This is a genomic window from Sediminicola sp. YIK13 (assembly GCF_001430825.1).
Lineage (GTDB): Bacteria > Bacteroidota > Bacteroidia > Flavobacteriales > Flavobacteriaceae > Sediminicola.
Map to the genome: position 1 here is coordinate 1,684,314 of NZ_CP010535.1, position 11,725 is coordinate 1,696,038.

Below are 11,725 nucleotides of genomic sequence, written 5' to 3' on the forward strand. Positions count from 1 at the left end.
TTCATTTAAAATGAAAATTCTATTTCTGAATCCTATTGCCAGTCTGGCATATAGGCATTTGTAAACAATACTTGTCTACCATTGGATTCACTCGATTTTGTTCTGAATATTCTCTTTTCCGAAATTCCATCATTGGATGAATTGGCAAATATTATACTGCCTTCATCCGGGGAATATTTGGGATCCGAATTATTGGTGCCTGCGGTCTTATTCGTATTTATTTCCACGCTAGTTCCATTACCCAAATTGTATTCAAAAATACGAGAGTCCAATTGTCTATATTCCGTATTCTCAACTCCTGACACATCTCTTGTGTATAAAACCTTTGTTCCGTCTACAGAGAAATCCAATCCACCCAATGCCCCTAATTGACCTTCTATGACAATATTTTGTTCTATTCCGGTAGACAAGTCCACCACTACAATCCTCGCATTATAACCGTTCGCACTATTGGTTTTTATAGCTACCAAATTATTAGTACCATTTACGGCGACTTCACTAATAAAAGTGCCGTTGGCAACTTCATAGGCCAGTGAATTACCAGAACCATCAAGATTTATGGAGTATAATTTATTAAAATTGGGATAATACAGTTTTGCTCCATTATCATACCACGAAAATTCCAAATCTTCTTGTCTAAATCCGGCAACCGACACAGCACTTGTGACCTGTTTTACACTAGTTCCGTCAGGATTCATCGTAAAAATATGAGCAGAAGTTCCGACAGTACGTAAAAAAGCTATTTTATCAACTGTATTGTTCTTGATAGGCCTGTAACTATTTGTATTAGCATTTGTCAATTGCAACTCATTCTGGTTTGTTTCTCCGTTTCCAAGAGGTTCGCTACCTGAATAAATTACGTTATTGCTCTCAACAGAACGGACATAGAAAAAACGATTGTTTATAGCCCCTTTAGTGGCAAAACCACTTAAGGCACTTTTTACCGGAGCATTAATACCGTCATCTGCCGATACCTGCCAAAAATAATTGACCCCAATAGATAAGTTTTCTACAGCTAAAGTGGTATCCTTTAAAGCTTCATATACCACAACTTCGTTCGTAGAACCATTTCTTAGTTCCAAAGTGTAATTTATTACATCATCATCTGTATCCGAGGATGACCATACAAATTCTGTTTTTACGGGAACCTCCTGGGCCTTATCAAGCGGTGAAAGCAATTTAGGCGCCAAGGGCAATAGATTTTGCGAATCCAAGGAATCAAGCTCAAAAACAATATTTACGGTCTTGGCTTGAATTATTGTTGCTGCCTCAAACGAAGTTTGAAAATCTTCCACATCAGCTTGAACAGAATATTTACCCACGGCAATATCTTCAATGATAAAATTACCATCGGCATCGGTAAAAACCGTCGTGGACACAGGGGTTGTGGAAATTTTCGCATTCGACAATGGAACATTTTTCCCTTTTGAGACAACTGTACCTGTCAAAGAACCAAAGGCATTGTCGGATATCGACTCTTCTTCGCATCCCGTAAAAATGAATGCAAACACAAATACCAATAGATATAAATTATTTTTTCTCATAATTATTCCTTTATCTCCGCATTAGTCTTTTTAAGCCCGAACTTGTATTTCAGTCCGACCCCAAAATTGTAATAATAATCATCCCTTTTACCGTTCACTGCATTATCTAGTTCATCGGTAAACGTGAAATTGCTTTCTGCAAAAAAGCGGATATCAATATGGTCGGATACATAAGTGTTTATCCCTACTCCAACTTGCAGTTTAGGTGATATCAATTTATCCACATCTTCACCTTCCCTATTGTGAATATCAAATATCACACCTCCACCACCATAAATAAAAGGGGCAAGTTTATCAAATGGCAATATGTTAAGTTCCAAATTAAGACTGGAGGACATATACTCTCTGAAAAAAGAAGAACCACCGGTAACGTATAAATAACCGAGATCCAAATTCAGGTTGGCATGTGGTGATAAGACTCTGGAATACGCCACAGAACCACCTATTCCAAGGCTTTTCTTTGAAAGATCCGCATTCAATCGTGGAGCGGTAGCATTGAAAATCAATGCATTTTTAGAATTAACAGGCATTTGTTTCCTATCGTACAAAAGGGTGGATTCCTCATATTCCTTTTCGGCCTTATAGGCATCCATTAGCTTTTTATTGGTTAGGCCGCCATCTGCAGAAGTCCAAAGCCCAGCTTCTATCCCTTCAATAATTAAACCTTCCACAGCCTTTTCAATGGCATCCTTCATAGCCAATTGTACGGGTTCGTTTTTTGTAAATCCAGTTTCTGCTTCCAATAATCGTTGAAAACTCACATATCTGAACAAACTTGCATCAACGGATTGTGATAGGATAGTTTTGGAAACATAAACCGTTTTTAATATTTTTCCGTTACTGGTAGATACCGCCCTTAAATATATTGATATACGATCTTCCCGATACTGGGTAGACCCTCCTGCTCCAAAATAACGCGCCCCTACACCTCCAGTTATAACATTGGAATCATACGAGACAACACCACCTTCTAAAAGCACCCCGGCATACAACAATGGTGGAAGTGCCGGCTGGGGGGTATTGGTCCTTTTCTGAAACTCATCCCTAGTGGAACGGATAATATTTCTTTCATTTAATAAGTTGGACAGGTTTTCACGTTCAATAGGTGTAAACCATTTTGAATCTTCCAGGGCTTGGATCAGCATAGTGGTTGCTCCTTGTGATACAGCAGTACTAAAAGAACTACCATTCTCCATGGCTTTGTATTGCCCGGTCTGGTCTTTGAAATTATAAACACCAACCACTACTTGCTCAAATGGTAGGGGAAAATCCCTTAAAATTTGGGTCTTAGATGCCAACTCTCCTATCCTGGCATCTTGTACTTTATAGGGTTGGTTGAAATATGCCCCGCATCCGGTTAACAAAAAAGTTATTGTACATATTACTGCAATACCTGTTTTTTTATACATACACACCTTAATTTGGAACAATAATTTGAGTTTGCTCACCTGTATTCACATCCAATATATTGATGACCAAACCCTCTCCTGTTTCAAAGATCTCCAATACCAGGCTCCCTATATTAAATGTCCCCTCTTTAAGTCCATCTTGAAATTCCGAAGTAAATGCGGATCTGGAGAGTTGTCCCAAAATCTGTCTATTAAGACTTTCTTGGAAGCGTTCCAATTCGGATTTTGTAGCATTGGATTGACTTTCCTCAGTAAAAGAGTTTTGTGCCGTGGCAGAACTCAACAACCATTGATAGTTAAAAGTATTGCCTCCAAAATTTGGATTTTTTGGTGTGTAAACTAATTGTTGGCTAAAACCGATAGCTGTAAACAATAGTAATGAGGCGAAGAGAAGTTTTTTCATATCCCTAATATCGTATTTTTTGTTTTTTTGCTTCCTTTAATCCTATGAGATGTCTATTTACTAGGTATACGGACTGTTCTGCCTTTTCTTTTAAAAAACTTGCCCTTGGATTTAAAAAGAACTGGGCCACAATATCTTGGCCTACCCATATCTTTAATTGGGTATTACTGCCCATTGCCAGCACCTCCTGTACTTTTACAATTTCTTCCCCGTTGATATTATTGGCGGTATATGAATTATAAAAGAATTTATAAAAATCACGACCTGGTTTGGTTTTGGTATCTTCCATCACCAATCCCTTTAGTAATACGACGTCAACCTCATTATCCGGTGCTTCATTTATATCCAATTCTTCCCCTTCACGAATCACCATTGGTTGCAGGTTGTCCTCACCTTCCAGGCCATTAATTACTATCCTATCCTTACCCACTACTAGGGAATCTTGATAGATAAGTAGAAAGACGATGATACGTTGATCTTCTTCAGCATTTATTGTTGATGAAGATAGATTTTTTCGTTCGTTGGGTTCCAATACAAAAAGACCCTTCTGATCAGTTTTTGAAGAAGTTTCCTGATTCTTGTTATTTTTTATAACGGACATGCTATAAGACAAGCTCTTGTTTAAATCTGTCTTATTTAGTGCCGAACCGGTAAGGGTATAGATATTTCCTTGAGGTGACACCTTAATTTTGGCCTCCACTTCCGTATTGAAAATTTGAGCTTGAAGTTGGATGGATAGTAAAATCCAAATAATAAATAAAGCTTTTTTTAGGTTTTTGAATAGCATTTGGGGTGCAAAAATTTTAGTTGGTATTTCTAATGATTATGGACTGTCCGCCATTGTTCATACGAATCTCCATTCTGTCCGACAAAGCATTATTTCCATGAATCACCAAATTTTGACCATTTCCTGTTTGGATTATTTTACGTTGTAGCAATTGGGTAGTAGTACCATTACTGAAATCTAAAAGTAAGTTATTATTACCGGACTGTGTGGCCTCATAGTCTATTGTAGTGGCCCTTAAATTTAGCTGCATGGCATTGTCAACTCCATTTTGTCGCAGCACCACAAGACTATTGGTGGCATCTGTGGTTACAGATGTTTCATTGTTAACCCCTGCTTGTGTAATAAAAACTCTGTTGTCATTGAATTCGTTTATTTGTGCAGTTCTTCCACTAAATTGTTCATTTAGTATGTTCAGCTGATCGCTTGGTGTTGTCAAGTCCTGAATAGATGCAGGCACATTGGTATCCGAATTGCTTTGGCCCTGTGCGGTTTGTGCCAATACAACAACTATTAAAAGAACAAAAAAGATTATGTTTTTCATGTGACCAATGTTACAGTTTTGTAATATACACTTTTTTCTATAAACTTGTAGAGCCTATTAAATGGGATAATATTAATTATAATTTTATTATAGGTCCTAATTTAAAACCAATAGAATAATATTTGTAAAAATTCATAGTTAAATAATGTTGAAGCATTATTAATTTCTATTTGGTTTATGTTACTCAAATTACCATAAATATCAGTTTGGGAAACAGAAGAACGCTATTTATCACATCTTACATAACAGTATTATTTTAACTGCTGATTCTTTTTGTGAAAAATTTCAGACATATTAAATTCATAAGGTTGTGTAAATTTGAAGTTATGGACCCACTTTTTACCAAACTTCTCTATTATTACTATGACATTCTTGGACAACAATTACAGTTGTATCATCTTATTAATAATGAAGGATATGCAACCTTTCATTTTTACTTTCCAGAACTCATTTGTGCAAATTGAATAATTCTAAAAAACATATCTGATCTATTAAAAAAACCGGCGGTAAATCTGTATGAAAATACCACCGGTCAGATTAATTCACATTAATTATTCTGGGTCACTGTAATACCTTGCCCCATCCCGGACTGTGTTACAATACTGTAATGATCAGATCCCGACTGGGTCACTGTAGCGCTATGACCACCATCACCTGACTGAATGACATCACTCTCTTGTAAGGAACCCCACTGGTTAACCAATGTGGTATCTGCATAAAGCAGGCTACTCTGTGTAACATCACTATTATGAGAATCACCATCTTGATTCACGGTTGCTAAAGCACCTTCACCAGATTGATCAATATTACTTTCATGAGATTCTCCGATTTGTAAAACTTCAGACCTATTATCTGTGCCAGACTGGTTTACATCACTCATATTATAGGCAGCATCATACGGTACCGTACCTTGATCAACAATAGCTTCATTACCGTCTCCAGATTGTTCAACATTACTGTTATTTAACCAAAAGCCACCCTGATAAACATCAGCATTATTACCGCCTCCAGATTGGGTAATTGTACTGGTATGTTCAAATTGTTCTTGTACCACAATGGCAGCATTTCCATCTCCCGATTGGGTGATATCACTATCATGTGGCCACGCAATTACATTGTAATCATCGGGATCCTCTGATTGTGTCACGGTGGCAGAATTAAAACTACCAGATTGAGAAATGTCACTGGTATTAGAGTTTCCCGTTTGAGTTACAAATGCACCATTGACATCGCCGGTAACATTTATCATAGAAAATTGGTTTTCACCATCTTGGTTAACAGTCCCAGTATTTCCTGAACCATTAGTGATATCTGCATCACTATCATTCATAAAACCAACCTGATCAATATCGATAATATTACTATTACCAATTACATCCAAGTTGCTTATGTTCGCATTACCTATTTGATCTACAGTGGCGCTATTGCCATTTCCTATCTGACTACCATTACTGGTGTTAGATTGAGCAAATGCAACAGTACTAATCATTAACGCTATTGCATAAAAAATTATCTTTTTCATATTATTAATCATTTTGGATAACCGTCATATTATTACCAATACCAGTCTGGGTCAATACACTATTGTGTGTATTTCCATATTGCTGAATATTAGCAACATTTTCACCGCCGAAGCCATCTTGCGTTACACTACTGGTATTTTCAACTCCATCCTGCCAAACATCTGCAACATTTGAAAAAGTGGCTAGACCACCATTCACGTCAAGAGATGCATTCTGAGAAACATAACTATCATTCATATCTCCGTACTGCGTAACCCTGGCAAGTTCGTCCTCACTTTGCTGATATATAGCACTGATGTTATTCGCATTATACTGTTTAACATAGGCTCTGCCACCAGCAACTCCTGCTTGTTCTACTAAACTCTCCTGATTAGTACCATATTGTTCAACCCAGACACCTCCAGCTCCATCATACAGGCCGTCAAAATGAAGTTGATTCACTGTACTCATGTGACCTGAACCATCCTGTTTTACATCAGCGGAAAAATTGTTTCCAGTCTGAAGTGTTACAGAAATATTATCAGTACCAACTTGATCTACTTTCACCCAGTTGTTATCTCCCCCACCATAGGTAGCATCTGGATAGACATCGTGATCTGAAGAATTATTAGCACCCGATTGATCGATATCAACACCATTGGTGTTTCCATTTACATCAACGTTAGACATATTCATTGTCCCGACCTGATCTACTGTACCATAATTTCCGGTACCCATCTGGGTAACATTACTGGTGTTTGTTTGTGCAAAAACCATGCTGCCCGCCATTAGCGCTGCTGCGCAAAAAATTACTTTTTTCATAATATTCGTATTTAGTTAAAAGGTTAATTAATTTTATTTACAGCTCCTTTTTATTGGATTTGACTTCCTGTTATTTTAAATTACTTAGTGTTACATTGGTGACAACACCATCAAAATCACCTCTTGTCACAGAATCTTAAAATATCCTACTTTCTTGTTTAGCAACACCTATATACAGTTTCATCATCACTTAAAGCATTAATTGCTTTGGGTAACAGTTACTACATTGGCAGCACCAGTTTGAATTACTGTACTCATATGCATGTCACCCATTTGATTAACTGTAGCCATGTTGCCACCACCAGCTGGGTGTGGTTGACCTCTTTGTCTTACACTGCTCCATTGTCCTGAACCATTTTGTGTAACATTCGCCATATTTGCAGTGCCAAGTTCTTGTCGCACAAAACTGTCGTGACGTAAGCCATCACCTGTTTGAGTTACCGTAATTGAACTTCCATAAGTAGCAAATTGTTCTGCATTACTTTTATGACCACCTAAACCATTTTGATCTACAGTAACCGAATTATCCGCACCAAAGGCATTACTCACACGGCTATTATGATTTGTGCCATCTTGATCTATATCAACAGTATTATTTGTACCGCCTACCATTCTAACATTACTGATATTTCCTTCACCATTCTGATATACATCGGCAGAACTTAAAGAAGCATCCTGCTGGGTTATTCTACTTTCATTTTTTGCAGAACCAATCTGCACTACAGTTGCCAAATTATCATTTCCTCCTTTTTGTGTGATTTTACTGTCTTGGAAATAACCATCTTGATCTACAAAAGCACTGTTTCCTGCAGAACCGTCAATTTGATCAATAAGGGAAATATTGTCGTTTCCAAATTGATTGACATCAGCCAAATTAGCATCGCCAAAGACGTTTAAAGTGCTGCTGTTTAAAATTCCGTCTTGAAAAATTGTAATGGAATTATCATCACCTTCAATAATTGCTTCAGAAATATTTGAACTTCCCAATTGAGTAACATCGGTTCCATTATTATCTCCAAGGACATTTATATCAGAATCATTTAAGGAACCTGTTTGTGTAACATTACCGTAATTACCAGTTCCAACCTGTGAAACATAACTGTCATTTGTTTGTGCAAGAGCCAGACTACAAATCATGAGCGCTGTTCCGCAAAAAATTACTTTTTTCATAAAAATTAAATTTAGTTAAAGGGTTAATTAATTTGGCAACTCCTTTTTATAGGATTTAACTGCCCGTTATCTTCAATTACTTTGTGTTACATTGGCAATATTTCCCATACCGTGCTGACATACAATACTGAATTGCATGTTTCCTGTTTGGTTCACCGTGGCCTGGTGCCCACCGGCTCCCGTTTGTACTATGGTGCTCATGTGGCCTGTGCCATCTTGCAGGAGGTTAGCCTTACTAGTAATAGGACCTGTATCTTGGCTAATAATGCTTGTATTCCCAACTCCTCGTTGAAACACCCAAGCCTCATCTATATCTCCTCTTTGGAATATGGTACTGTTATGCCCATTACCATCCTGGTCTACATCAGCTAAATTACCCGCACCACTTTCCTGCGCCACATAACTGGTTTGGTCGGTACCTTGCTGCAGTACAAAAGCCCTATCATTACCATAAGAATCTTGGTAGATATCATTGTAATGACCATCTCCTAATTGAGTCACTTCAGCAATGGCATTGGTGCGTACTTGCTCTATTTCACTGAAATTGTTGTTTCCAACTTGTGATAGAAAAGCATCATTATTAAAACCAGATTGATCTGTTATGGAGGTATTAGTAATACCTATCTGTTCTGAAGTACTGCTATTTTCTTGAGCAATGGCAAAAGAAGCCAAAAACACTAATAAAATACTTGTAATTATTCTTATCATAAAACGTTACTTGAAGAAGTTAAACTCCTACTTCTTATTTCATTAAGGGTGCTTTTTCAATAGACGCAAAGCGCATAAAAGAAAAACCATGTGACAAGTAATCGTATTTGATAAGATAGTTGGGGTATCTTTTTTCAAAAACTAATAATGCGTAATACGGGGGAAGTAATATAAAATTGGAAAATAAATGCCTGATTTTCAGGGCTTTAAATTTACTCCTCATTTTTTATTTAACCTCTGTCGAATTTACACTACATCGTTGTAGTTAAAGTTATATTTCGATGTATCGTTAGTTAACTCGGCAAACAACCATATTCTGTTAAATTCTTACAGAAAAAACACTATGAAGTAAATTTTCTGTCAGACAAAATTTACGAATGTGGGATTTTTTATATACCAAAAATGATAATTACATAAATTATTAGCTTAATTAGTGATACATTAGCAATTATACGTGTAGGAAATTTTACTGCTATCACATAAAAAAAGCCCACAAAAAAGTGGGCTTTTACAATTCATATACCAAAAGGGACTATTTAATGAACAAAAGCTCCCTGTATTTGGTCAATGGCCAGAGCTGGTCATCTACCAAACGTTCCAATTTATCACAATGAATTCTTATCTCCTCAAAATAAGGGCGCACATTATCACAGTAGGCAAATGCCTTTTTATTAACATCTGTCAGTACATTGGCACTTTTTCTGGCCTCTGTCATGGCATCTGTCTTTTTCTTTAAGGCGCTGATATTCTCTGCTATGTTTTCTATAATGGACAACTGTCCTTCTGTAAACGTTTTATGGGCCGCACCATAGATATCCTTGAGCCCCATTACATTTTTAATAAGCTTGTTCTGATAGGCAATGGCCGCAGGTATCAAATAGTTATATACAATCTCATTGTACATTCTGCCCTCTATTTGCAAATGCAATATATAAGCCTCTAATTCCACTTCTTGCCTAGCCTTTACCTCCACTTCGCTCATGACGTTCATGGACTTTAACAATGCCAAACTTTCCTTGGATGTCAAAATTTGTAAGGCTTGGGGCGTGGATTTATTATTGCTCAGTTTTCTTCTTTTGGCCTCTTTTTCCCATTCCTCGCTATAACCATCCCCTTCGAACCTAATTTTCTTGGAGGTTTTGATATACTCCCTTAGGATATTAAAAACTGCCTCGTCCTTTTTAAGGCTCTTTTTGTCTATCAATGCATCTACCTCCTTCTTAAAGGCAATCAATTGTTTCGCCACTATCGTATTGAGGATGGTCATTGGTTTGGCACAGTTGGACTTTGATCCTACCCCACGCATCTCAAATTTATTACCCGTAAAGGCAAAAGGGGAGGTACGGTTCCTATCTGTGTTATCCAACAAGATCTCCGGAATTTTCCCCACTACATTCAGTTTAAGCTCTGTCTTTTCCTCTGGGGATAATTTCCCTTGGGAAACCCCTTCCAACTCATCCAGAACATCACTTAATTGTTTTCCTATAAAGATGGAGAAAATGGCCGGTGGCGCTTCATTGGCCCCTAACCTATGATCATTACTGGCGGAAGCTATGGAAGATCTCAAGAGTTCCTCATAGGTATCTACCGCCTTGATGGTATTTATAAAAAAGGTTAAAAACTGTAGGTTTTTCATGGGGGTGGAACCTGGACTTAATAGATTCACACCGGTGTCCGTCGCCAATGACCAGTTGTTATGTTTCCCTGATCCGTTGATTCCGGCAAAGGGTTTTTCATGGAAAAGCACCTTAAAGCTATGCTTATCGGCTATCTTTTCCATGACGTCCATTAATAATAGGTTGTGGTCTACCGCCAAATTGGCCTCCTCAAATACCGGTGCCAATTCAAATTGATTGGGTGCTACCTCGTTATGACGGGTCTTCACTGGAATTCCCAACTTAGTACACTCCTTTTCCAAATCGCTCATAAAACTGAGTACCCTGCTAGGAATCACGCCAAAATAGTGATCGTCCAATTGCTGGCCTTTGGCGGCAGAATTGCCCACCAAGGTCCTCCCGGTCAATAATATATCTGGGCGTGAATATGCCAAAGCCTTGTCTACCAAAAAGTATTCCTGCTCCCAACCTAAGGTCGCATTGACCTTGGAAACATTTTTATCAAAATATTTGGCAACTGCTGTTGCCGCCTCATCAACAGCACTCAATGCTCTTAATAAAGGTGCCTTGTTATCCAAGGCCTCCCCGGTATAGGATACGAATATTGTAGGGATACATAGGGTAGAACCATAGATAAAAGCGGGCGAAGTTGGATCCCACGCGGTATACCCTCTGGCCTCAAATGTATTACGGATACCTCCGTGCGGAAAGCTGGAGGCATCGGGCTCCTGCTGTACCAATTGTCCTCCGCCAAATTTTTCAAGCGCCTTACCATCGGGCAGAAGATCAAAGAATGCATCGTGTTTTTCTGCTGTAGCTCCGGTCAAAGGCTGGAACCAATGGGTATAATGGGTAGCCCCCATGGTAATTGCCCAGGCTTTCATCCCTTCTGCCACTTGATCGGCAATCTTTCGATCTATTTTGGATCCGGAATAGATGGCCCCTTTAACCCTGTCATAAGCCTCTCTGGTTAAAAACTGCAGCATTTTATCTTCATTGAAAACATTGATCCCGAAAAGTTCCGAACGTCTGCCTTTCTCCTCAATGGCAATCCGATTTCTATTATTACTTTCCTTTATGGATGAAAATCTTAGCTTGGACATATGATGCATTTATGTTTTGCGCAAAATTAAGGATTTAATAATTTATGGACTAAAAAATAAATTTAAATCAAAATACCCCAAATATCATAAGGGTAAATAAAATAATAGTACTATTTAACA

Annotated in this window: 10 protein-coding genes; all 10 read right to left on the reverse strand. The window is 37.9% G+C overall.

Going from position 1 to position 11,725, the window contains the following annotated elements; translation table 11 throughout:
* Positions 1-32: 32 nt before the first annotated feature.
* The 10 genes from SB49_RS07505 to SB49_RS07550 all read right to left on the reverse strand — a co-directional run bounded on the left by SB49_RS07505 (position 33) and on the right by SB49_RS07550 (position 11,605).
* Positions 33-1,544 carry a carboxypeptidase regulatory-like domain-containing protein gene (locus SB49_RS07505; protein ID WP_062055328.1) on the reverse strand — a complete coding sequence of 504 codons (1,512 nt, stop codon included), beginning with the start codon at positions 1,542-1,544 and terminating at the stop codon, positions 33-35.
* 2 nt (positions 1,545-1,546) lie between these two features.
* Positions 1,547-2,953 (reverse strand): CsgG/HfaB family protein, encoded by a 1,407-nt coding sequence (locus tag SB49_RS07510; protein WP_062055330.1) that lies wholly within the window; start codon positions 2,951-2,953, stop codon positions 1,547-1,549.
* 7 nt (positions 2,954-2,960) lie between these two features.
* Positions 2,961-3,356 carry a curli production assembly/transport component CsgF gene (locus tag SB49_RS07515; protein ID WP_062055332.1) on the reverse strand — a complete coding sequence of 132 codons (396 nt, stop codon included), beginning with the start codon at positions 3,354-3,356 and terminating at the stop codon, positions 2,961-2,963.
* A 4-nt stretch (positions 3,357-3,360) separates the two neighbouring features.
* Positions 3,361-4,143, reverse strand: a complete 783-nt coding sequence (locus SB49_RS07520; RefSeq protein ID WP_062055333.1) for a CsgE family curli-type amyloid fiber assembly protein — start codon at positions 4,141-4,143, stop codon at positions 3,361-3,363.
* Positions 4,144-4,159: 16 nt separating this feature from the next.
* Entirely contained in the window at positions 4,160-4,684 is a 525-nt protein-coding gene (locus tag SB49_RS07525; protein WP_062055335.1) for a hypothetical protein, read from the reverse strand.
* A 547-nt stretch (positions 4,685-5,231) separates the two neighbouring features.
* Positions 5,232-6,206 (reverse strand): hypothetical protein, encoded by a 975-nt coding sequence (locus SB49_RS07530; protein ID WP_162254205.1) that lies wholly within the window; start codon positions 6,204-6,206, stop codon positions 5,232-5,234.
* Positions 6,207-6,210: 4 nt separating this feature from the next.
* Entirely contained in the window at positions 6,211-7,008 is a 798-nt protein-coding gene (locus tag SB49_RS07535; protein ID WP_062055340.1) for a hypothetical protein, read from the reverse strand.
* Between the two features lie 198 nt (positions 7,009-7,206).
* Positions 7,207-8,178 carry a hypothetical protein gene (locus tag SB49_RS07540; RefSeq protein WP_082591083.1) on the reverse strand — a complete coding sequence of 324 codons (972 nt, stop codon included), beginning with the start codon at positions 8,176-8,178 and terminating at the stop codon, positions 7,207-7,209.
* Positions 8,179-8,250: 72 nt separating this feature from the next.
* Positions 8,251-8,886 carry a hypothetical protein gene (locus SB49_RS07545; RefSeq protein ID WP_062055343.1) on the reverse strand — a complete coding sequence of 212 codons (636 nt, stop codon included), beginning with the start codon at positions 8,884-8,886 and terminating at the stop codon, positions 8,251-8,253.
* 532 nt (positions 8,887-9,418) lie between these two features.
* Positions 9,419-11,605 (reverse strand): glutamine synthetase III family protein, encoded by a 2,187-nt coding sequence (locus tag SB49_RS07550; RefSeq protein ID WP_062055345.1) that lies wholly within the window; start codon positions 11,603-11,605, stop codon positions 9,419-9,421.
* Positions 11,606-11,725: the final 120 nt, after the last annotated feature.

What these genes read in the sequence shown, in the direction of transcription:
- SB49_RS07540 (WP_082591083.1), bottom strand. Translation starts at nt 8,178, where the DNA reads ATGAAAAAAGTAATTTTTTGCGGAACAGCGCTCATGATTTGTAGTCTG.
- SB49_RS07515 (WP_062055332.1), bottom strand. Translation starts at nt 3,356, where the DNA reads ATGAAAAAACTTCTCTTCGCCTCATTACTATTGTTTACAGCTATCGGT.
- SB49_RS07545 (WP_062055343.1), bottom strand. Translation starts at nt 8,886, where the DNA reads ATGATAAGAATAATTACAAGTATTTTATTAGTGTTTTTGGCTTCTTTT.
- SB49_RS07510 (WP_062055330.1), bottom strand. Translation starts at nt 2,953, where the DNA reads ATGTATAAAAAAACAGGTATTGCAGTAATATGTACAATAACTTTTTTG.
- SB49_RS07535 (WP_062055340.1), bottom strand. Translation starts at nt 7,008, where the DNA reads ATGAAAAAAGTAATTTTTTGCGCAGCAGCGCTAATGGCGGGCAGCATG.
- SB49_RS07520 (WP_062055333.1), bottom strand. Translation starts at nt 4,143, where the DNA reads ATGCTATTCAAAAACCTAAAAAAAGCTTTATTTATTATTTGGATTTTA.
- SB49_RS07505 (WP_062055328.1), bottom strand. Translation starts at nt 1,544, where the DNA reads ATGAGAAAAAATAATTTATATCTATTGGTATTTGTGTTTGCATTCATT.
- SB49_RS07530 (WP_162254205.1), bottom strand. Translation starts at nt 6,206, where the DNA reads ATGAAAAAGATAATTTTTTATGCAATAGCGTTAATGATTAGTACTGTT.
- SB49_RS07550 (WP_062055345.1), bottom strand. Translation starts at nt 11,605, where the DNA reads ATGTCCAAGCTAAGATTTTCATCCATAAAGGAAAGTAATAATAGAAAT.
- SB49_RS07525 (WP_062055335.1), bottom strand. Translation starts at nt 4,684, where the DNA reads ATGAAAAACATAATCTTTTTTGTTCTTTTAATAGTTGTTGTATTGGCA.